Genomic DNA, 21,049 nt, shown 5'->3' with positions numbered 1-21,049 from the left:
AAATTCGGTTTCAGTGCGCGAAGGCGTTAAACAGTGAACGCGTCTTGCAACAGTTTTGCCTGTTGCTCAGCGTGCATCGATGCGTAACCACAAGCAGGTGCAGCAGAAGCGTCACGGCCCGCGTACTCAAGTACGAGAGACTTGTCGTGACCGCCAATGATGCGGCGCATGTGGTGTTGGCTGCAGTACCAGGCACCCTGGTTCATCGGCTCTTCCTGACACCAAACAATATGCTTGGCGTTTTTGTACGGAGCCAGGACTTCAATCAAGTCGTCCTCAGGGAACGGGTACAGCTGCTCAAGACGCACGATGGCGATGTCATCACGACCTTCGGCACGGCGTTTTTCCAACAGGTCGTAGTAGACCTTGCCGCTACACAGCACGATGCGACCGACTTTCGCCGGATCTTGCGCATCGATTTCCGGAATAACGGTCTGGAACGAACCTTCGGCCAGATCTTCCAGGGTCGAGATTGCCAATTTGTGACGCAGCAACGACTTCGGTGTCAGGACGATCAGCGGCTTGCGCAGCGGACGGATAACCTGGCGGCGCAGCAGATGGTAGATCTGTGCAGGAGTTGTTGGTACGCACACCTGAATGTTGTGCTCAGCGCACAATTGCAGGTAACGCTCAAGACGTGCAGAGGAGTGCTCCGGGCCCTGACCTTCATAACCGTGTGGCAGCAACATGGTCAGACCGCACAGACGGCCCCACTTGTGCTCACCGCTGGTGATGAACTGGTCGATTACAACCTGGGCGCCGTTGGCGAAGTCGCCGAACTGGGCTTCCCAGATCACCAGCGCCTCTGGCGTGGTGGTCGAGTAACCGTATTCGAACGCCAATACTGCTTCTTCCGACAGCAACGAGTCGTACAGGTCAAAACGTGGCTGACCCTCGAACAGGTGCTTCAGAGGAATGTAGGTGCCAGCATCTTTCTGGTTGTGCAACACGGCGTGACGGTGCGAGAACGTACCGCGACCAATGTCCTGACCCGTCATGCGGATCGGGTGACCTTCGAACTGCAGGGTTGCGTATGCCATTGTTTCGGCATAACCCCAGTTGATCGGCAGGCCGCCGGCTTGCATTTTTTGACGGTCTTCGTAGATCTTCGCAACCTGACGCTGAACCACGAAGCCATCTGGAATTTCCAGCAGCTTGGCCGACAGTTCTTGCAGGGTCTTGAGATCAAAACGCGTGTCGTGACGAGCAGTCCAGGCGTGACCCAGGTATGGGCGCCAGTCTACAAACAGCTCTTTGTTAGGCTCTTTGACCAGACTTTTCACAACATGCAGACCGTTGTCCAGCGCGTTGCGATATTCGTCGATCTTGGCCTGAACGCGCTCTGCGTCTACCACTTTCTCTTGCGTCAGACGCTCGGCATACAGCTCACGGGTAGTGCGCTGCTTGGCGATCTGCTGATACATCAGCGGCTGAGTGCCGTTTGGCTCATCGGCCTCGTTGTGACCGCGACGGCGGTAGCAGAACAGGTCGATCACGACGTCACGCTTGAACTGCATGCGGTAGTCGATAGCCAGCTGGGTCACGAACAATACGGCTTCCGGATCATCACCATTTACATGGAGGATCGGGGCCTGAATCATTTTCGCGACGTCAGTGCAGTACTCGGTAGAACGCGAGTCTTCCGGATTGCTGATGGTGAAGCCAACCTGGTTGTTGATGACCAGGTGAACCGTACCGCCAGTCTTGAAGCCGCGAGTCTGCGACATCTGGAAGGTTTCCATGACCACGCCCTGACCTGCGAATGCAGCGTCACCGTGGATGGAAATCGGCAGTACCTTTTCGCCGGTGCTGTCGTTACGACGGTCCTGGCGAGCACGTACAGACCCTTCAACCACTGGAGAAACGATTTCCAGGTGGGACGGGTTAAACGCCATTGCCAGGTGAACTTCGCCACCGGAGGTCATGACGTTGGAGGAGAAGCCCTGGTGATATTTAACGTCACCGGAACCCAGCTCGATTTTTTTCTTGCCTTCGAACTCGTCGAACAGCTCGCGCGGGTTTTTGCCGAAGGTGTTCACCAATACGTTCAGACGGCCACGGTGGGCCATGCCGATAACGATTTCCTTGGTGCCGTAGTTGCCCGAACGCTGGATCAGCTCGTCCAGCAAAGGAATCAGGCTTTCGCCGCCTTCCAGGCCGAAACGCTTGGTGCCCGGGTATTTAGTACCCAGGTACTTCTCCAGACCTTCAGCAGCAGTGACGCGCTCAAGCAGATGGCCTTTGACTTCAGCAGAATACGCTGGACGGCCGCGTACGCTTTCGAGGCGCTGTTCAAACCAGTGGCGCTGCTCGGAATCGACGATGTGCGTGAACTCTGCGCCGATGGTGCGGCAATATGTCTGCTGCAACGCTTCGAGAATTTCGCGTAGGCTCGCTTCCTCTTTGCCGATATACAGGTCGCCGGCACGGAAGGTCGTATCAAGATCGGCATTGGTCAAGCCGTAATGATTGATCGACAGGTCTGCAGGTGCAGGACGCTGCCACAGCCCCAGCGGATCAAGCTGGGCTGCCTGGTGGCCGCGCATCCGATAGGCCTGGATCAATCGCAGCACTTCAACCTGCTTCTTCTCGTGCTCACTGCTCACGCTCCCGGCGGAAACCGGTTGGGCGCGGCGCTGGTTCTTTGCCAGCAGCACGAAATGATCGCGGATTGTGGAGTGCGAAACATCGTTGGCAGAGTTGCCGTCAGCGGGCAACGTCTGAAATTTGGTGCGCCATTCTTCTGGCACAGCGTTAGGGTCGTGCAGGTAGAGCTCGTAGAGCTCTTCCACATAGGCAGCGTTACCACCTGAAAGATAGCCGCTGTTCCACATGCGCTGCATCACGCTTTCTTGCATGCTTGGTCACCCTCGGTTAGGGGACACCATCGACGAGAACACCAGAGCACGCTTGAGAAAGTCCGAATACAGCGACTAAAACAAGCCACTTAGGATCACGCTGATAGTCCGGGTACCAGCCCGGATGCCCCTGCTGGTCTCATTTCTTCAAAATAAGAGCCGCAGCTTTATGAGCTGTTGCTCAGGTTAAAACTACGGCGCCGGTTGAAGCCTGCGCCGTAGCATCTACGGTTACAGCGGTCCTGCGTTACAGCTTTGGATCACACGCCGCTTTGCAGCAGCATGCTACGCACGTGTCCAATGGCCTTAGTCGGGTTCAAGCCCTTCGGACACACGTTTACGCAGTTCATGATCCCGCGGCAGCGGAATACGCTGAACGGGTCATCCAGTGAAGCCAGACGCTCGCTGGTCTTGGTGTCACGGCTGTCAGCCAGGAAACGATAGGCTTGAAGCAGTGCAGCAGGGCCCAGGAACTTGTCCGGGTTCCACCAGAAGGATGGGCACGAGGTCGAGCAGCAAGCGCACAGGATGCACTCGTACAGACCGTCGAGCTTTTCACGCTCTTCTGGCGATTGCAGACGCTCAATGGCCGGAGCCGGAGTATCGTTCTGCAGGAACGGCTTAACTTTTTCGTATTGCTTGTAGAAGATGCTCATATCGACGACCAGGTCACGGATAACCGGCAAACCTGGCAATGGACGAACAATCAGCTTGTTGCCTTTAACGACAGCGGACAGCGGCGTTACACACGCCAGGCCGTTTTTGCCGTTGATGTTCATGCCGTCGGAGCCGCAAACGCCCTCACGGCAAGAGCGACGATAGGAGAAACCCTCGTCCTGCTCTTTAACCAGCGCCAGCACGTCCAGCACCATCAGGTCTTTACCATTGGTATTGACCTGAAACTCTTGCATGAACGGCGCAGCGTCCTGGTCCGGGTTGTAGCGATAAACACTGACTTTCAACATATCGGCCACCCTTAGTAAGTCCGAATCATGGGTTCAAAGGTCGGGACGGTTTTCGGCGAGAAGTTTACGGCTCGCTTGGCAACGCGCTTTTCACCCGGGAAGTACAGGGTGTGGCACAGCCAGTTAACGTCATCACGATCTTCGAAATCTTCACGGGCGTGAGCACCGCGCGATTCTTTACGAACTTCAGCAGCGATTGCAGTTGCTTCAGCCACTTCGAGCAGGTTTTGCAGCTCAAGGGCTTCGATACGGGCCGTGTTGAACGCCTGGCTCTTATCGTTGATTTTCACGTTGGCGATGCGCTTGCGCAGATCAGCCAGCTGGGCAATACCCTTCTGCATGTATTCGCCAGTACGGAATACACCGAAGTAGTTCTGCATGCAGCTTTGCAGCTCTTTACGCAGGGTAGCTACGTCTTCGCCGTCAGTACGCGAGTTCAGGCCGTCCAGACGTGCCAGGGCAGCGTCGATGTCGGACTGGCGAGGACGAGCGTAATCAACGCCTTCTTTCAGGGTCTGCTCAAGGAACAGGCCTGCAGCACGACCGAACACCACCAGGTCAAGCAGCGAGTTGCCGCCCAGACGGTTGGCACCGTGTACCGATACGCACGCCACTTCACCCACTGCGAACAGGCCAGGGATGATGGTATCAACGCCATCAGCGTCCTGAGTGATCGCTTGGCCATGAATGTTGGTGGCAACGCCGCCCATCATATAGTGGCAAGTTGGAACAACCGGGATCGGCGCTACGGCTGGATCGACGTGAGCGAAGGTCTTGGACAGTTCCATGATGCCTGGCAGACGGCTGTGCAGAACTTCTTCACCCAGGTGATCGAGTTTCAGCATTACGTGGTCGCCATCTGGACCGCAACCGTTGCCCGCGATGATTTCCTTAACCATCGAGCGAGCTACAACGTCACGACCAGCAAGGTCTTTAGCGTTCGGAGCGTAACGCTCCATGAAACGCTCACCGTGCTTGTTGATCAGGTATCCACCTTCACCACGGCAACCTTCTGTAACCAGTACACCGGCGCCGGCAATACCGGTTGGGTGGAACTGCCACATTTCGATGTCTTGTACCGGCACGCCAGCACGCAGCGCCATGCCAATACCGTCACCGGTGTTGATCAGAGCGTTGGTAGTGGACGAGTAGATACGGCCTGCACCGCCAGTCGCCAATACGGTGGCGTTAGCGCGAACGTAAGAGGTTTCGCCTGTTTCGATGCAGATAACGATCATGCCGACAAAGTCGCCAGCCTCGTTCTTCACCAGATCGACACCGTAGTATTCGTTAAGGAATACAGTGCCAGCCTTCAGGTTGGCCTGGTACAGGGTGTGCAGCAGCGCGTGACCGGTACGGTCGGCTGCAGCGCAGGTACGGGCAGCCTGACCGCCTTTACCGAAGTCCTTGGACTGACCACCGAAAGGACGCTGGTAGATGCGACCCTGTTCAGTACGGGAGAACGGCATGCCCATGTGTTCAAGTTCGTATACGGCTTCCGGGCCTACGGAACACATGTATTCGATAGCGTCCTGGTCACCGATATAGTCGGAACCCTTGACGGTATCGTACATGTGCCAGCGCCAGTCATCGTTTGGATCTGCAGACGCGATCGCGCAGGTAATGCCACCCTGAGCCGATACGGTGTGCGAACGAGTCGGGAAAACCTTGGTGATTACGGCAGTCTTGTGACCACCTTGTGCCAGCTGCAGAGCAGCGCGCATGCCAGCACCGCCGCCGCCAATAATGATGGCGTCGAACGAAAGTGTATTAACTGTGTTAGCCATGAATCAGATACCCCAAAGAATCTGCACACCCCAGACGAAGTAAGCGAACATTGCAACGCCGCAGACTGCCTGGAAGAGGAAACGTACTGCTGTCGCGGACTTGCCCAGCGCCATTGGCGTCAGGTAGTCGGTCGCGATGGTCCACATGCCTACCCAGGCGTGTGCGCCCAGAGCAACAAGGGCCAGCAGGCTGAAGATACGCATCCAGTTGCTTGCAAACAGTTCATGCCATTGGGCGTAGCCAATGCCAGGGTTCGCAACGAGGTATCCGATCAGGAAAATGAAATAAGCCGCTAGAACGACCGCAGACACACGTTGTGCCATCCAGTCATAGAGGCCCGAACGCGATAGGTTCGTAACGCTGGTTACCATATCCAAACTCCCGCCAGAACGATCATCACCACGGAAATGGCGATTACGATTTTCGAGCCCAGTCGGCCGCCTTCAAGCGTCTCACCGATGCCCATGTCCATGATCAAGTGGCGCACACCGGCAACCAAGTGATACAGCAAGGCAGAGAGCAGGCCCCACGCAACGAATTTGGCCAGCGGACTGGTCAAGCATGCCTTCACCTCGGCAAAACCTTCTTCGGAACCCAGGGATTTGCTCAATGCATAAAGCATGATGCCCAGGCCGAGAAAAAGAATAATGCCCGATACACGGTGCAGAAATGACGTAACGCCGGTGATGGGGAGTTTGATGGTCCTTAGGTCTAGGTTTACAGGTCGTTGGCTATTCACGGCTTTTTTCACACTGAAGAGCCCCTAACAATCAGGGCAAGTTTGTTGGGATGCGCACTGGTCAGGTACCCACCACCCGGGAGTGACGACCCCCATCTAAACAGGCCCAAAAGCCCCTGGCGGTCGGCTGCCGAGTATAGACAGTTAGGTCACTAATGACAACGCAAACACCTCCCCCTAATAGCGCATTGCGCTTAGGCTATAAAAGGCGTAAACGGCTGGGATATTCGCGAAAAAATGCTTCTCAAAGCCTTGTACAGCAAGACTTTAGGCAAATTGACATTCAAATTTATCTCACTATAGTGGTGCGGGCCCTGCGTGGGGGGTCTGTCTGATGATTTCAAGCATAAATAGGAGGCCACATGGCTGACAAAAAAGCGCAGTTGATCATCGAGGGCGCAGCCCCCGTCGAGCTGCCCATTTTAACTGGCACCGTGGGTCCCGATGTAATCGATGTGCGCGGCCTAACGGCTACGGGCCGATTCACATTTGACCCTGGCTTCATGTCGACTGCATCTTGCGAGTCGAAGATCACCTATATTGATGGTGACAACGGTATCCTGCTCCACCGCGGCTACCCGATTGAACAGCTGGCTGAACACTCTGACTACCTTGAGACCGCTTATCTGCTGCTGAACGGCGAACTGCCGACTGCAGAGCAGAAGGCTCAATTTGTCAGCACCGTGAAGAACCACACCATGGTTCACGAGCAGTTGAAGACTTTCTTCAACGGCTTCCGTCGTGACGCCCACCCGATGGCGGTCATGTGCGGTGTAGTCGGCGCCCTTTCGGCCTTCTACCACGACTCCCTGGACATCAATAACCCGCAGCATCGCGAAATTTCCGCGATCCGCCTGGTTGCCAAGATGCCAACCCTCGCAGCGATGGTTTACAAGTACTCCATGGGTCAACCCATGATGTACCCGCGTAACGACCTGACCTACGCCGAAAACTTCCTGCACATGATGTTCAACACGCCGTGCGAGATCAAACCGATCAGCCCGGTACTGGCCAAGGCAATGGATAAGATCTTTATCCTGCACGCTGACCACGAACAGAATGCTTCGACCTCCACCGTGCGTCTGGCGGGTTCTTCGGGTGCTAACCCGTTCGCCTGTATTGCCGCTGGCATCGCTGCACTGTGGGGCCCTGCCCACGGCGGCGCAAACGAAGCCGTGCTGACCATGCTCGACGAAATTGGCGATGTTTCGAACATCGACACCTTCATCGCCAAGGCCAAGGACAAGAACGATCCATTCAAACTGATGGGCTTCGGTCACCGCGTTTACAAAAACCGCGACCCACGCGCCACAGTCATGAAGAAGACGTGCGACGAAGTACTTAAAGAGCTGGGGATCAAAAATGATCCGCAACTTGAGTTGGCCATGCGTCTGGAAGAGATTGCACTGACCGACCCGTACTTCATCGAGCGCTCGCTGTACCCGAACGTCGACTTCTACTCGGGGATCATCCTCAAGGCGATCGGCATTCCAACCAGCATGTTCACCGTGATCTTCGCTCTGTCGCGTACAGTCGGCTGGATCTCGCACTGGAAAGAAATGCTCTCCAGCCCGTACAAGATTGGCCGCCCACGCCAGCTGTACACCGGCTACGAGCAGCGTGACCTGACCAAACTGGAAGACCGCAAGTAAGGCATATCCCACGATATAGTCTTAGCTGCAAACAAAACGGCCTCTATATATAGAGGCCGTTTTTGTTTTGCGCCGTTTTAACCCTGTGCAGAACTGACTGCTGTGGGAGCGGGCTTGCTCGCGATGGTATCGCCGTGGCTCACCTGACAGGCCGCAGTGATGCCATCGCGAGCAAGCCCGCCCCCACACAAACCTCAACACAAAAAAATCCCCCTGCCTCACGACAGGGGGATTGCTTTACACATAACGCCTACCGCTAATTAATGATCCACCGCCCCGCTCGCCCCAAGACCGGTCTGCGAACGCACAAACTGCGGGAAGAACAACGCACGCTCTTTCTCTGCTGACTTGGACTTGTCAGTAATAGAGAAGAACCAGATACCCGCGAACGCAATGATCATCGAGAACAGTGCTGGGTACTCGTAAGGGAAGATCGCTTTTTCATGATGCAGGATCTGCACCCAAATGGTCGGCCCCAGAATCATCAGGCCTACCGCACTCACCAGCCCCATCCAGCCGCCAATCATCGCACCGCGAGTGGTCAGGTTTTTCCAGTACATGGAAAGCAGCAGTACCGGGAAGTTGCAGCTAGCCGCGATGGAGAACGCCAGGCCCACCATGAACGCGATGTTCTGGCTTTCAAACAGGATACCCAGGCCGATCGCCAACACTGCCAATGCAATGGTGGTGATTTTCGAAACCCGAATCTCATCCTTGTCGTTGGTCTTGCCCTTCTTGATCACGCTGGCATACAGGTCGTGAGACACCGCCGAAGCACCAGCCAGGGTCAGACCCGCAACCACCGCCAGGATGGTGGCGAACGCCACTGCCGAGATAAAGCCCAGGAAGATACTGCCACCTACCGCATCAGCCAGATGCACGGCCGCCATGTTGTTACCACCCAGCAAGGCGCCAGCAGCGTCTTTGAATGCAGGGTTGGTGCTCACCAGGATGATCGCGCCAAAACCGATAATGAAGGTCAGGATGTAGAAGTAGCCAATAAAGCCGGTTGCGTACAACACGCTCTTGCGAGCTTCTTTCGCATCACTCACGGTGAAGAAGCGCATCAGGATATGTGGCAGGCCAGCAGTACCAAACATCAATGCCAGGCCCAGAGAGAACGCAGAAATTGGATCTTTCACCAGCCCGCCCGGGCTCATGATCGCCTCACCTTTAGGGTGAATCTTGACCGCTTCAGCAAACAGCGCATTGAAGTCGAAGTTGACGTGCTTCATTACCATCACGGCCATGAACGTCGCACCGGACAGCAACAGTACCGCCTTGATGATCTGCACCCATGTGGTTGCCAGCATGCCGCCGAACAACACGTACAGGCACATCAGGATGCCCACCATGATCACCGCTACGTGGTAATCCAGGCCGAACAGCAACTGGATCAGCTTACCGGCACCCACCATTTGCGCGATCAGGTAGAACGCAACCACCACCAGCGAACCGCACGCTGACAATGAACGAATCTGGGCTTGCCCCAGACGGTACGACGCCACGTCAGCAAAGGTGTACTTGCCCAGGTTGCGCAGACGCTCTGCTATCAGGAACAGGATGATGGGCCAGCCCACCAGGAAGCCGATCGAATAGATCAGGCCATCGTAGCCAGAGGTATAGACCAGCGCGGAAATACCCAGAAAGGAGGCGGCGGACATATAGTCGCCCGCAATCGCCAGACCATTCTGAAACCCTGTGATTTTGCCGCCAGCTGCATAATAGTCGGCTGCCGACTTGTTACGCTTCGATGCCCAGTAAGTAATGCACAGCGTGGCGCCAACAAATGCAACGAACATGATGATCGCGGCAATATTAAGCGGTTGTTTTTGCACTTCGCCAGTCAGGGCCTCCCCCGCCCAAACCGCTGGTGCAAGGGCAGCGATGCCCAGTGTTGCCAATAGACGCCTGATCATTGCCCCGCCTCCTTGAGAATTGCATTGTTCAGCGCGTCAAACTCACCATTGGCCCGGCGTACATAGATTGCCGTCAGAATAAAGGCTGAAACAATCAGCCCCACACCAATCGGAATACCCCAGGTAATAGACGAATCAGGGGTCAACTTGGCCCCCATGATGTGCGACCCATAAGCAATTAACAGGATAAAGGCGGCATATAACCCGAGCATGATTGCCGAGAGAATCCAGGCGAATCGTTCTCTTTTTTTAACCAGCTCCTTGAAGCGCGGGCTGTTTTGAATCGAGAGGTAAATGCTGTCGTTCATTATTTTTGTCCTCGCAGCACAGATGAAATGGAACGCTTTCACTATTAGGGCGCTGCTGATTCAATTCCAGACGACTTTAGTAGTAGAGCCTCAATTTGCTGTAGCCCCCGATTTCTCTAGCCTGCAAGGACGATGACCGCTAGCACAACCGCCCATAAATGCAAAAACCGCCTGGCGTAAACGCCAAACGGTCTTGTGTACTGCGACCCAGACACTTCGCGATTATTTAGCGGTCCACTGAGCAACGCGTTCCGGATGTTTAGCGACCCATTCCTTGGCCGCAGCTTCAGGTTTTGCACCCTCTTGAATAGCCAGCATTACCTCGCCAATCTCATCTTTTGAATCCCAGGAAAACTTCTGCAAAAACGCCGCTACTTCAGGGGCTTTTTTATCCAGTTCCTTGCTGCCGATACTATTAACGGTTTCTGCAGCGCCATACACGCCCTGCGGATCATCGAGAAAGCGCAGCTTCCACTTGGCAAACATCCAGTGTGGCACCCAGCCGGTCACTGCGATGGGTTCATTCTTGGCATAAGCGCGCCCCAACTCAGAAGTCATGGCAGCCCCTGAACTGGCTTGCAACTTGTAACCCTTCAGGTCGTAATCCTTGATTGCCTGATCGGTCTTGAGCATCACACCTGAGCCGGCATCAATGCCGACAATCTTGTTTTTAAACTCGCTGCTGCCCTTCAGGTCGGCAATGGACCGTGCCTTTACATACTCCGGAACGATCAGGCCAATTCTTGCGTCTTTAAAGTTCGGACCATAATCGACAACCTTGTCTTTATTCTTGGCCCAGTACTCGCCATGAGTCACCGGCAGCCAGGCGGACAGCATCGCGTCCAGCTTGCCCGTCGCCACGCCCTGCCACATGATCCCGGTCGCTACCGGCATCAGTTTCACGTCATAACCCAGCTTCTGCTTGATAACTTCGGCCGCTACATGGGTAGTCGCCACGCTATCGGACCAACCATCAACATAACCAATATTCAGGGTCGGCTTGCTCTGAGCGCTTGCCAAACCCGCACTCATCGCCAGCACCAAGGCTGCTCCCGCGCTCAAAAGGCGTCGCATCTTCATCTTTGATTCCCCACAGTGCCGGGCCCGACGAGTGCCGGGCCACATCAGGGTTGGTGCAGGGTTTGTACCCCCCGCTTAACCTGCACCGTGATAATCAACCTCGATTGCCGACAGTCATGCTCTGACGACGACTTCCAGGCAGCAACCAACGACATTGCGACCATACCCCGTTGGAACCCCGGCACTTTGCCCGCAAGACTGCCTGAACTTTGCATGTCAAAATTATACGCGGGCGCTGAACCGGCTCAATTGCAGGTAAGATGCGCGGCTTTGCTCCCATACGGCCTGACCATGTCTGCGACTGCCCGCTTCCCCGTGCTGCCTTATCTGTTTGCCTGCTTACTGGGCGTGTTTGCCATTGCCGGCTTCTGGTACGGCCTTGGCCAACCGGTAATTTTGCCCGATGCCGCGACACCGACCCACAAACTGCAATGTGCGTCCTACACGCCGTTCGACAAGGACCAGTCCCCCTTCGACCAGCCTTTCGTACCGCGTGCCGAACGCATGGACGCAGACCTGGCATTGCTCGCCACGCGCTTTCAATGTATTCGCACCTACTCCCAGGCAGGCCTTGAAGCCCTGCCGGAGCTGGCACGCAAGCACGGCCTGAAACTGATGATCGGGGCCTGGGTCAGCAGCGACCCTATCGCCACTGAACAGGAAGTCGACGCCCTGATCGCCTCGGCCAACGCCAATCCAGACGTGGTCAGCGCGGTTATCGTCGGCAACGAAGCCCTGCTGCGCAAAGAAATAACAGCCCCGCAACTGGTCAAGCTGATCGGCAAGGTTAAAAGCCAGGTCAAGCAACCCGTCACTTACGCAGATGTTTGGGAGTTCTGGCTGCAACACCCGGAAATCGCTCCGGCAGTGGACTTTCTGACCATCCACCTGCTGCCTTACTGGGAAGATGACCCAGCGGGCATTGATCAGGCAGTGAACCATGTGGCGCAGGTCCGTCAGGTGTTCGGCAACAAGTTTGCCCCTAAAGACATTCTGATCGGCGAAACCGGCTGGCCCAGCGAAGGTCGCCAGCGTGAAACCGCCCTGCCGAGCCGGGTCAACGAAGCGAAATTCATTCGTGGCTTTGTCACGCTAGCCGAACAGAACGGCTGGAAATACAACCTGATCGAAGCGTTCGACCAACCCTGGAAGCGTGGCAGCGAAGGTGCTGTTGGAGGTTACTGGGGTTTGTTTGATGCCGATCGTCAGGACAAGGGCATCCTCGCCGGGCCCGTGTCCAACCTGCCGCACTGGCCTGTGTGGCTAGGTCTTGGCGCCACCCTGTTTCTGGGCACGCTGCTGATTGGCGGGCGGGTTCGTTCAACTCGCGCCGCGCTATTGCTGCCAGCACTGGGGGCTGTGGCGGGATGCAGCATCGTGGCCTGGGCCGAGCTGGCGTCAGTCACCAGTCGCTTTGCTGGCGAGTGGCTATGGGCTGGCTTACTGGTTGGCCTGAACCTGATCGTACTGACCCATGGCGCATTGGCCCTTGGCCAGAAAGACGGCTGGCGCGAACGCCTGTTCAACTTGCTGGAGCGGCGTGCGGGTTGGTGGCTGGCTGCGGCCGGTTTTGCCGGTGCCGTGATGATGCTTGGGTTGGTATTTGAACCGCGCTACCGCAGCTTCCCGAGTGCAGCGCTGCTATTGCCTGCACTGGTTTACCTGCTACGCCCGGTAACCGGCCCACGCCGCGAATTCGGGCTGCTGGCATTGATCATAGGCGCGGGCATTCCGGTGCAGCTGTACCGCGAGGGCCTGATCAATGAGCAGGCGTGGACATGGGCATTGGTGAGCGTACTGATGGTGATGGCACTGTGGCGCAGCGTGCGCAAGCGCGCATAACACCCTTTTAGCATTACCCCTTGTGGGAGCGAGCCGGCTCGCTCCCACAACTGCTCGTACAAACTCTTATCTGGCTGCCCGCACCAATCGCAGCCCTGCAATCACCACCGCAAACACCGCCAGGCTGGCGTTATACAATGCCAGCGCCGGAAAGCCGAACAACAAGGCCAGTACCGCCAGCGCGCTGCCGACCCGTCCGCGCACAAAGAACGCGACAATCGACAGTACCAAAGCGATCCAGCCCATCACCCGGAAATGGATCAACAGCCCCAGGTTGGAGCGCAACTGGCATTCCCAGCGCGCAGCCTCAGCAACACACGTGCCCACCCACTGCGGGTCTTCCATCAAGCCGTATCGCAGCCCATAACTGGCCACGAGCCACACAGGCAGGGCGATAAGCAGCAAGATCAACGGCAAACGAGGTCGCATAAAAACTCCGATAGACAAAAGCGGCGCCCAGCTTAATCTCCATCCTCGTCTATGCAAGCCTTGCAATCAGATATCTGTTAACTAAAGTCATTCAACGTGTATCGTTGGGTAGCCTTTTGCCTGCCTGCGACTCTGTGGGGATTTATTTAGTGCCGCCATACGGCACTTCAGCACTAGCCCTGTGGTCATAGCCTGCGAATCATTTCCGCACCTTTTTAGGGATAGTCTTCATGCTTCGTTCTCTGCCCCTCGCTGCCTTACTGGGCGGCCTTATCTTGAGTGCGTCCGCACAGGCGGTCGATGTCGACCCCGCAACGTATGGCTACCCGATTACCAATCCGTTTGAAGCCACGATTGCCACCACTCCGCCGGACATGCGCCCCCTGCTGCCCGCCGAAGATGACATCAACCAGTCGGACTACACCCTCAGCCTGCGCCCCGAACGCGAATTCACTCTGCCCGCCAATTTTTGGGCCGTGAAAAAGCTGACCTACCGCATGGCCAAACAGGATCATCCGGCGCCACTGATGTTTCTGATTGCAGGCACCGGCGCGGCTTATGACAGTAGCCTCAATGAATACTTGAAAAAACTCTTCTACCAAGAGGGCTATCACGTCGTTCAGCTGTCATCACCCACCAGCTATGACTTTATGAGTGCAGCCTCACGCCTGGCTACACCAGGCATCAGCCAGTACGACGCCGAAGACCTGTATCACGTGATGCAAGCCGTACGCGCCCAACAGGCAAGCCTCCCCGTAACCGACTACTACCTGGCAGGCTATAGCCTGGGAGCGCTGGATGCAGCTTTCGTCAGCCACCTGGATGAAACCCGCAAAAGCTTCAACTTCAAAAAGGTGTTGATGCTCAACCCGCCGGTCAACCTGTTCACCTCCATCAGCAACCTCGACAGGCTGGTTCAAACAGAAGTCAAAGGCATCAACAACACGACCACTTTCTACGAACTGGTGCTGAACAAGCTGACCCGCTACTTCCAGGACAAAGGCCGTGTAGACCTGAATGCTGCCTTGGTCTATGACCTGCAAAACTCCAAGGAGCGCCTGAGCAACGAGCAGATGGCAATGCTGATCGGCACCGTGTTCCGCTTTTCGTCGGCCGACATCGTGTTCACCTCGGACCTGATCAACCGCCGAGGCCTGATCACTCCGCCGAACTACCCGATCACCGAAGGCACCAGCCTTACGCCGTTTCTCAAGCGTTCGTTGCAGTGTGATTTCGACTGCTACCTGACCGAGCAAGTGATTCCCATGTGGCGCGCCAAAACTGATGGCGGCAGCCTGTTGCAACTGATCGATCAAGTCAGCCTGTACGCGCTCCAGGACTACCTTAAAAACAGCCCGAAAATTGCCGTCATGCATAACGCTGACGACATCATCCTGGGCCCTGGCGACCTGGGGTTTCTGCGTAAGACCTTCGGCAATCGCCTGACGGTTTATCCGTATGGCGGCCACTGCGGCAACCTCAACTACCGAGTCAACGCTGACGCTATGCTGGAGTTTTTCCGTGGCTAAACAACTATTGCTTCTTGCCGCCCTGCTCAGCGCAGGCTTCGCCCAAGCGGATAACAGCAAGGCCCACACGGAGCTGACGCCGGATATCGACGGCTTTACCCAACCGTTGAAATTGCTCAAGTTTAATCCGGGCCTGGATCAGCGCGAGTTCGAACGCGCCACCATGAACGCGCTCAATGTGTATGACCCGCTGGAGTCACTCAACCGCCGTATCTACCACTTCAACTACCGCTTCGACCAGTGGGTGTTCCTGCCGGTGGTCGACGGTTATCGCTATGTTACGCCGAGCTTTCTGCGTACAGGCGTGAGTAACTTCTTCAACAATTTGGGTGATGTACCCAACCTGTTCAACAGCCTGTTGCAACTCAAGGGCCACCGTTCTCTGGAAACTACAGGGCGCCTGCTGCTCAACACGACTTTGGGTGTTGGCGGCCTGTGGGACCCGGCTACGGCAATGGGCCTGCCGCGCCAAAGCGAAGACTTCGGCCAGACATTGGGCTTTTATGGAGTACCGGGCGGCGCTTATCTGATGCTGCCTATCCTCGGGCCGTCGAACTTGCGTGACACCACCGGTCTGGCGGTCGACTTTGGCGTCAACCAGGAAATCAACTTCCTCAACGTACCTCACGAAAGCACCCGCCACCCCGAGATCTGGGTACTGGGCGCTGTCGACAAGCGTTACAACACCAGCTTCCGCTATGGCCAGTTCGACTCGCCGTTTGAGTACGACAAGTTGCGCTATATCTACACCGAAGCGCGTAAATTGCAGATCGCCGAGTAACCACACAGGCAAAATCTGTAGCCGCTGCCGCAGCCTGCTAAAGCTGCGCAGCGGCCCCCGTATTCTGATCGAATGCGAAGGTCCTGCGGACCTTATCGCAGCCTGTGGCAGCGGCTACACAAATCGCATGAACTACACCCGCAAAAACCGGCACAGCGCTTCGCGCTTGTCCATCGCGTCACGGCGCCCAAGCTCGATCAACTCGCGGCAATAGCCCGACTCAAACAACAAGTAACTCAGCACCCCTGCACCACTGGTCTTGGTCGCACCGGGGCCACGCAAAAATGTACGCAGCGCAACAGGCAATTCATGTCGATGACGGGCCGCGATCTCGTCGATGGGTTGGCTCGGCGCAATAACCAGCACTTCCACGGGCGCCAGCCCAAGATTATCGGTTTGCCGGGGCAGCAAGCGGCTGAAGTGATTCAAACGCTCCAGCAGTTCGATATCACTCTCCAGGCTGTCAATAAACGTGCTGTTGAGCATATGCCCGCCAATTTGCGCCAGGGTAGGTTGCGCTGCATTGTAGTAACGCGGCTCAGCGCCTTGTAGATCCGGCCCGCGCGGGTTACCGCTGACCCCCACCACCAGCACCCGGGTTGCCCCCAAATGCAGGGCAGGACTGATAGGCGCCGACTGACGCACCGCGCCATCGCCGAAGTACTCCTCACCAATCCTGACCGGAGCAAACAACAACGGAATCGCCGAGCTGGCCAGCAAGTGCTCTACTGTTAGCGCGGTGGGCATACCAATACGTCGGTGACGCAGCCAGCCATCGATAGTGCCCTTGCCCTGATAAAAGGTTATGGCCTGGCTCGAGGAATAACCGAACGCCGTCACCGCCACCGCGCGCAGGTGCTGCCCGGCAATCGCCTGATCAATACCCTGAAAATTGATCTTTTCGTGAAGCAGGTCCCGCAACGGAGAGCTATTGAGCAACGCCACCGGTACCTGCGAACCCAGCCCAAGCAGACTGTGGAACATAAACCGACTGGCCTGACGCAGAACTCCCGGCCAGTCGCTGCGCAATACGCGATGGCTTTCAAAGTTTTGCCAGAACGCGGTCAGGCTCTCGACTGCACGGGTGAAATCCATCGCTCCGCTGGCCAGGCTGACCGCATTGATCGCCCCCGCCGACGTGCCGACGATCACTGGAAACGGATTAGCCGCGCCTGCTGGCAACAATTCGGCAATCGCCGCCAGCACGCCAACCTGATAGGCCGCACGCGCCCCACCGCCTGACAGTATCAGGCCCGTAACGGGCGCGACGGCACTCATCACGAGTCGCCCTCGCAGGGGTATGCGTCAGCGGCGTTTGTCGTAGAGCTTGGGCTCGCCGGGCGGACGGGTCTTGAAGCGACGATGGGCCCACAGATACTGCTCGGGGCACTCACGTATCGCCCGTTCGACCCATTGATTGATTCGCAGGCAGTCCACCTCATCGCTTTCTCCGGGGAAATCCCTCAGGGGAGGATGAATGACCAACTTGTAACCACTGCCGTCGGCCAGTCGTTGTTGAGTAAAGGGCACAACCTGCGCTTTGCCCAGTCGGGCAAACTTGCTGGTGGCAGTCACGGTGGCTGCCTCGATACCGAACAACGGCACGAAGATACTTTGCTTGGCGCCGTAGTCCTGATCAGGCGCATACCAGATCGCCCGCCCGGAGCGCAGCAACTTGAGCATGCCGCGTACGTCATCACGCTCGACTGCCAGCGAGTCGACGTTATGCCGCTCACGCCCCCGACGCTGAATAAAGTCGAACAATGGATTTTTATGCTCGCGGTACATGCCATCGATGGTGTGCTGCTGACCGAGCAAGGCGGCGCCAATCTCCAGCGTGGTGAAGTGAAACGCCATCAGGATCACACCCCTGCCTTCCAGCTGGGCCTGTTTGAGATGCTCCAGCCCTTCGACATGGGCCAGCTTGGCCAATCGTGACCGGGACCACCACCAGCTCATGGCCATTTCAAAAAAAGCGATGCCGGTCGAGGCGAAATTGTCCTTGAGCAACTGCTTGCGCTCGGCGGCAGTTTTTTCAGGAAAACACAATTCAAGGTTGCGCGTCGCAATGCGCCGACGATCACCGGCCACCCGGTACATCAGCGCACCCAGCCCTCGGCCGATACACAGCTGGACTTTATAAGGCAGTTGAACAACCAGCCACAGCACGCCCAGCCCTAGCCAAAGCAGCCAAAAGCGCGGATGAAAAAAAGCAGCACGAAAACGCGGGCGATCCATTAATGATTCCGGACAGACACATGGCCGGGCATTCTACATCGTTCGACCCCGCTTGCGGCTCGCGGGCGTTCTCGTTATAAGTCTCAGCACTTTAAGTGACAAGCCGCGTTAACAGACCATGACCCAAACCGAATCGCTAGACCAAGCCCCTGTGTTCCAGCTTAAGGGCAGTATGCTCGCCATTACGGTGCTGGAACTGGCACACAACAACCTTGAGGCACTGGACCGCCAACTGGCCGCCAAAGTGGCTCAGGCACCAAATTTTTTCAGCAACACCCCTCTCGTACTGGCGTTGGACAAACTGCCCGCCGGCGAAGGTGCTATCGATCTGCCCGGGCTGATGCGCGTGTGCCGCCAGCATGGCTTGCGCACCCTGGCCATTCGGGCCAACCGCATTGAAGACATCGCAGCGGCCATCGCCATCGACCTGCCAGTGCTGCCGCCTTCAGGCGCACGCGAGCGACCGATTGATCCTGTCGAAGTGGTCCAGCCGAAAAAACCCGAAAAACCGCCAGAGCCTGTGATCAAGCCGACGAAAATCATCACCAGCCCGGTACGCGGCGGCCAGACGGTGTATGCCGAAGGTTGTGACCTGGTAGTTATTGCCTCAGTCAGCCCCGGTGCGGAACTTATGGCCGATGGCAACATCCATGTTTACGGGCCAATGCGTGGCCGAGCGCTTGCAGGTCATAAAGGCAACACCAAGGCCCGGATTTTTTGCCAGCAGTTGAGCGCCGAACTGGTGTCGATTGCAGGCAAGTACAAGGTATCTGAAGACTTGCGTCGAGATCCGTTGTGGGGAACAGGCGTTCAGATCAGTCTGTCAAGTGACATGTTGAACATCACCCGGCTTTAACGGATACTCTCGCCATTTTCCAACCATCTCAAAATCGTAGTGAAAACAGACTTTTCCTTGTAGGGACAAACAATCAGGCCGCATTTACACACCGTAAACGCAACCTGAACAATGCCCCGCCAAGGCTGTTCACCTGCAGTCGTTCATAGAGATGTTATTCAGGGGCTAAAAAGTCCTTTTTCCTTAGGGGTGAAACACCTTGGCCAAGATTCTAGTGGTTACATCCGGCAAGGGTGGTGTGGGTAAGACCACCACCAGCGCCGCTATCGGTACCGGCCTCGCTCTGCGCGGCCACAAAACAGTAATCGTCGACTTCGACGTCGGCTTGCGTAACCTCGACCTGATCATGGGTTGCGAGCGCCGCGTGGTGTATGACTTCGTCAACGTGGTAAACGGCGAAGCCAACCTGCAGCAGGCACTGATCAAAGACAAGCGTCTGGAAAACCTTTACGTGCTGGCCGCCAGCCAGACCCGTGACAAGGATGCACTGACCAAGGAAGGCGTCGAAAAAGTTCTGATGGAACTTAAAGAGACCTTCGAATTCGTGGTGTGTGATTCCCCGGCAGGCATCGAAACCGGTGCCCACCTGGCCATGTACTTCGCTGATGAAGCGATTGTCGTGACCAACCCGGAAGTGTCTTCGGTACGTGACTCGGACCGCATGCTGGGCCTGCTGGCCAGCAAATCGCGCCGCGCCGAGAAGGGCGAAGACCCGATCAAGGAACACTTGCTGCTGACCCGCTACAACCCGGACCGCGTCTCCAAGGGCGAAATGCTCGGCGTTGAAGACGTCAAAGAGATTTTGGCCGTGGCCCTGCTGGGCGTCATTCCAGAATCCCAGGCTGTACTGAAGGCTTCCAACCAGGGCGTACCTGTGATCCTTGACGATCAGAGCGACGCCGGCCAGGCCTACAGCGATGCTGTTGATCGCCTGCTGGGCAAAACCGTGGAGCACCGGTTCCTTGATGTACAGAAGAAGGGATTCTTCGAGCGCCTGTTTGGAGGCAACTAAACAATGAACATTTTTGACTTCTTTCGTACTCGCAAAACGCCAAGCACCGCGTCGGTTGCGAAAGAGCGTCTACAGATCATCGTGGCGCACGAGCGCGGCCAACGCAGCACCCCGGACTACCTGCCTGCCCTGCAAAAAGAGCTGGTCGAGGTGATCCGCAAGTACGTCAATATCGGGGATGATCAAGTACAGATCGCCCTCGAGAACGAGGGTAGCTGCTCGATTCTGGAACTCAACATCACACTGCCTGACCGTTAATCGATCCGGCTGACACCACGGCGACTTGGGCGCCTTCCTTGCGGGGGAGGTTCCCTCGTCGCCGTTGGCGTTTGTTAAGAGGCTGTTTTAATGCCGTTGTCCAATATTCACATCATCCATGAGGACGCTGGCGTCCTGGTGGTCAACAAGCCGACCCTGCTGCTTTCGGTGCCGGGCCGGGCCGAAGACAACAAGGACTGCTTGATCACCCGCCTGCAGGAAAACGGCTATCCCGAGGCGCGTATTGTCCATCGACTGGACTGGGAAACCTCCGGGATCATTCTGCTGGCACGGGACGCTGACACCCATCGCGAACTGTCGCGCCAGTTTCACGACCGTGAAACCGAAAAGGCCTATACCGCACTGGCCTGGGGGCAGCCCGAGCTGGACAGTGGCAGCATCGACCTGCCCTTGCGTTACGACCCACCGACCAAGCCCCGGCACGTGGTTGATCACGAATTTGGCAAAAACGCGCTGACCTTCTGGAAAGTTCTGGAACGCTGCGGCGATTACTGCCGGGTTGAGCTGACGCCGATCACCGGCCGCTCGCACCAGCTACGGGTACACATGCTGTCTATCGGTCACCCGCTGCTGGGCGATGGTCTTTATGCGCATCCACAAGCCCTGGCCGCCTGGCCGCGCCTGTGCCTGCACGCCAGCATGCTGAGTTTCACCCACCCGCAAACCGGCGAACGCCTGCGGTTTGAGTGCCCGGCTCCGTTTTGACTGCTGCGGCGCTTCCGTAGCAGCTGCCGTAGGAACGAGGCTGCGGTCGGCGGCGCAGCTGTCGTAAAT

Annotated in this window: 19 protein-coding genes; 8 read left to right on the top strand and 11 right to left on the bottom strand. The window is 56.7% G+C overall.

All coding sequences use genetic code 11. The annotated features are described in order from the left end of the window. Positions 1-26: 26 nt before the first annotated feature. From N7D90_RS07505 to sdhC, 5 genes are all read right to left on the bottom strand, one after another. On the bottom strand, positions 27-2,858 hold the full coding sequence (locus tag N7D90_RS07505; RefSeq protein ID WP_261741570.1) for a 2-oxoglutarate dehydrogenase E1 component: 2,832 nt from the start codon (positions 2,856-2,858) through the stop codon (positions 27-29). Between the two features lie 260 nt (positions 2,859-3,118). Beyond that, on the bottom strand, positions 3,119-3,823 hold the full coding sequence (locus N7D90_RS07500; protein ID WP_261741569.1) for a succinate dehydrogenase iron-sulfur subunit: 705 nt from the start codon (positions 3,821-3,823) through the stop codon (positions 3,119-3,121). An 11-nt stretch (positions 3,824-3,834) separates the two neighbouring features. Next, the gene (sdhA, locus tag N7D90_RS07495; protein WP_261741568.1) at positions 3,835-5,610 is read right to left on the bottom strand and encodes a succinate dehydrogenase flavoprotein subunit; all 1,776 of its coding nucleotides are present in this window, start codon (positions 5,608-5,610) and stop codon (positions 3,835-3,837) included. A 3-nt stretch (positions 5,611-5,613) separates the two neighbouring features. Beyond that, a complete protein-coding gene (gene sdhD, locus N7D90_RS07490) occupies positions 5,614-5,982 on the bottom strand; it encodes a succinate dehydrogenase, hydrophobic membrane anchor protein (protein ID WP_003446906.1) in 369 nt (122 codons plus the stop codon). Continuing rightward, entirely contained in the window at positions 5,976-6,362 is a 387-nt protein-coding gene (gene sdhC / locus N7D90_RS07485) for a succinate dehydrogenase, cytochrome b556 subunit (RefSeq protein ID WP_261741567.1), read from the bottom strand. Before sdhC ends, sdhD begins: the two co-directional genes overlap by 7 nt. A gap of 350 nt (positions 6,363-6,712) precedes the next feature. Between sdhC and gltA the strand changes: the two genes are divergently transcribed. Continuing rightward, entirely contained in the window at positions 6,713-8,002 is a 1,290-nt protein-coding gene (gltA, locus tag N7D90_RS07480) for a citrate synthase (protein ID WP_261741566.1), read from the top strand. Positions 8,003-8,262: 260 nt separating this feature from the next. Here gltA and N7D90_RS07475 read toward each other — a convergent pair whose 3' ends face one another. The 3 genes from N7D90_RS07475 to N7D90_RS07465 all read right to left on the bottom strand — a co-directional run bounded on the left by N7D90_RS07475 (position 8,263) and on the right by N7D90_RS07465 (position 11,309). Next, positions 8,263-9,921, bottom strand: a complete 1,659-nt coding sequence (locus N7D90_RS07475) for a cation acetate symporter (protein WP_261741565.1) — start codon at positions 9,919-9,921, stop codon at positions 8,263-8,265. Then, positions 9,918-10,229 (bottom strand): DUF485 domain-containing protein, encoded by a 312-nt coding sequence (locus N7D90_RS07470; RefSeq protein ID WP_261741564.1) that lies wholly within the window; start codon positions 10,227-10,229, stop codon positions 9,918-9,920. Before N7D90_RS07470 ends, N7D90_RS07475 begins: the two co-directional genes overlap by 4 nt. Before the next feature lie 222 nt (positions 10,230-10,451). Then, positions 10,452-11,309, bottom strand: coding sequence for a glycine betaine ABC transporter substrate-binding protein (locus N7D90_RS07465; RefSeq protein ID WP_261742396.1), 858 nt, complete (start codon positions 11,307-11,309; stop codon positions 10,452-10,454). A 291-nt stretch (positions 11,310-11,600) separates the two neighbouring features. On the opposite strand from N7D90_RS07465, the gene N7D90_RS07460 reads away from it, so the two are divergent. Further along, positions 11,601-13,151 (top strand): beta (1-6) glucans synthase, encoded by a 1,551-nt coding sequence (locus tag N7D90_RS07460; protein ID WP_261741563.1) that lies wholly within the window; start codon positions 11,601-11,603, stop codon positions 13,149-13,151. 66 nt (positions 13,152-13,217) lie between these two features. Here the strand turns inward: N7D90_RS07460 and N7D90_RS07455 are convergent, their stop codons facing one another. Next, the gene (locus N7D90_RS07455; RefSeq protein ID WP_261741562.1) at positions 13,218-13,580 is read right to left on the bottom strand and encodes a hypothetical protein; all 363 of its coding nucleotides are present in this window, start codon (positions 13,578-13,580) and stop codon (positions 13,218-13,220) included. Between the two features lie 230 nt (positions 13,581-13,810). Here N7D90_RS07455 and N7D90_RS07450 point away from each other — a divergent pair, with 230 nt between their 5' ends. Beyond that, positions 13,811-15,109: a serine/threonine protein kinase gene (locus N7D90_RS07450; RefSeq protein ID WP_261741561.1), complete on the top strand. Its 1,299-nt coding sequence runs from the start codon at positions 13,811-13,813 to the stop codon at positions 15,107-15,109. Then, on the top strand, positions 15,102-15,890 hold the full coding sequence (locus tag N7D90_RS07445) for a VacJ family lipoprotein (protein ID WP_261741560.1): 789 nt from the start codon (positions 15,102-15,104) through the stop codon (positions 15,888-15,890). The genes N7D90_RS07450 and N7D90_RS07445 overlap by 8 nt, the downstream gene beginning before the upstream one ends. 132 nt (positions 15,891-16,022) lie before the next feature. On the opposite strand, the gene N7D90_RS07440 is transcribed toward N7D90_RS07445, so the two are convergent. Together N7D90_RS07440 and N7D90_RS07435 are read right to left on the bottom strand one after the other, a co-directional pair. Then, on the bottom strand, positions 16,023-17,168 hold the full coding sequence (locus N7D90_RS07440) for a patatin-like phospholipase family protein (RefSeq protein ID WP_261741559.1): 1,146 nt from the start codon (positions 17,166-17,168) through the stop codon (positions 16,023-16,025). A 27-nt stretch (positions 17,169-17,195) separates the two neighbouring features. Next, entirely contained in the window at positions 17,196-18,128 is a 933-nt protein-coding gene (locus tag N7D90_RS07435; protein WP_261741558.1) for a lipid A biosynthesis lauroyl acyltransferase, read from the bottom strand. Between the two features lie 118 nt (positions 18,129-18,246). Here N7D90_RS07435 and minC point away from each other — a divergent pair, with 118 nt between their 5' ends. The 4 genes from minC (at position 18,247) to N7D90_RS07415 (ending at position 20,980) form a co-directional block, all read left to right on the top strand. After that, positions 18,247-18,984 carry a septum site-determining protein MinC gene (gene minC / locus N7D90_RS07430; RefSeq protein WP_261741557.1) on the top strand — a complete coding sequence of 246 codons (738 nt, stop codon included), beginning with the start codon at positions 18,247-18,249 and terminating at the stop codon, positions 18,982-18,984. A gap of 199 nt (positions 18,985-19,183) precedes the next feature. After that, complete coding sequence (minD, locus tag N7D90_RS07425; RefSeq protein WP_048358615.1) at positions 19,184-19,996, top strand: septum site-determining protein MinD; 813 nt, start codon at positions 19,184-19,186, stop codon at positions 19,994-19,996. 3 nt (positions 19,997-19,999) lie between these two features. Then, on the top strand, positions 20,000-20,254 hold the full coding sequence (minE, locus tag N7D90_RS07420) for a cell division topological specificity factor MinE (protein ID WP_019828577.1): 255 nt from the start codon (positions 20,000-20,002) through the stop codon (positions 20,252-20,254). A gap of 90 nt (positions 20,255-20,344) precedes the next feature. Further along, positions 20,345-20,980: an RluA family pseudouridine synthase gene (locus tag N7D90_RS07415; protein WP_261741556.1), complete on the top strand. Its 636-nt coding sequence runs from the start codon at positions 20,345-20,347 to the stop codon at positions 20,978-20,980. Positions 20,981-21,049: the final 69 nt, after the last annotated feature.

The sequence above is a fragment of the Pseudomonas fragi genome (assembly GCF_025426255.1).
Lineage (GTDB): Bacteria > Pseudomonadota > Gammaproteobacteria > Pseudomonadales > Pseudomonadaceae > Aquipseudomonas > Aquipseudomonas kulmbachensis.
This window is presented reverse-complemented; position numbering and strand designations above follow the sequence as displayed.

Coding starts and splice junctions, on each gene's coding strand:
- N7D90_RS07505 (WP_261741570.1), bottom strand. CDS start 2,858: ATGCAAGAAAGCGTGATGCAGCGCATGTGGAACAGCGGCTATCTTTCA.
- N7D90_RS07500 (WP_261741569.1), bottom strand. CDS start 3,823: ATGTTGAAAGTCAGTGTTTATCGCTACAACCCGGACCAGGACGCTGCG.
- sdhA (WP_261741568.1), bottom strand. CDS start 5,610: ATGGCTAACACAGTTAATACACTTTCGTTCGACGCCATCATTATTGGC.
- sdhD (WP_003446906.1), bottom strand. CDS start 5,982: ATGGTAACCAGCGTTACGAACCTATCGCGTTCGGGCCTCTATGACTGG.
- gltA (WP_261741566.1), top strand. CDS start 6,713: ATGGCTGACAAAAAAGCGCAGTTGATCATCGAGGGCGCAGCCCCCGTC.
- N7D90_RS07475 (WP_261741565.1), bottom strand. CDS start 9,921: ATGATCAGGCGTCTATTGGCAACACTGGGCATCGCTGCCCTTGCACCA.
- N7D90_RS07470 (WP_261741564.1), bottom strand. CDS start 10,229: ATGAACGACAGCATTTACCTCTCGATTCAAAACAGCCCGCGCTTCAAG.
- N7D90_RS07465 (WP_261742396.1), bottom strand. CDS start 11,309: ATGAAGATGCGACGCCTTTTGAGCGCGGGAGCAGCCTTGGTGCTGGCG.
- N7D90_RS07460 (WP_261741563.1), top strand. CDS start 11,601: ATGTCTGCGACTGCCCGCTTCCCCGTGCTGCCTTATCTGTTTGCCTGC.
- N7D90_RS07455 (WP_261741562.1), bottom strand. CDS start 13,580: ATGCGACCTCGTTTGCCGTTGATCTTGCTGCTTATCGCCCTGCCTGTG.
- N7D90_RS07450 (WP_261741561.1), top strand. CDS start 13,811: ATGCTTCGTTCTCTGCCCCTCGCTGCCTTACTGGGCGGCCTTATCTTG.
- N7D90_RS07440 (WP_261741559.1), bottom strand. CDS start 17,168: ATGAGTGCCGTCGCGCCCGTTACGGGCCTGATACTGTCAGGCGGTGGG.
- N7D90_RS07435 (WP_261741558.1), bottom strand. CDS start 18,128: ATGGATCGCCCGCGTTTTCGTGCTGCTTTTTTTCATCCGCGCTTTTGG.
- minC (WP_261741557.1), top strand. CDS start 18,247: ATGACCCAAACCGAATCGCTAGACCAAGCCCCTGTGTTCCAGCTTAAG.
- minE (WP_019828577.1), top strand. CDS start 20,000: ATGAACATTTTTGACTTCTTTCGTACTCGCAAAACGCCAAGCACCGCG.
- N7D90_RS07415 (WP_261741556.1), top strand. CDS start 20,345: ATGCCGTTGTCCAATATTCACATCATCCATGAGGACGCTGGCGTCCTG.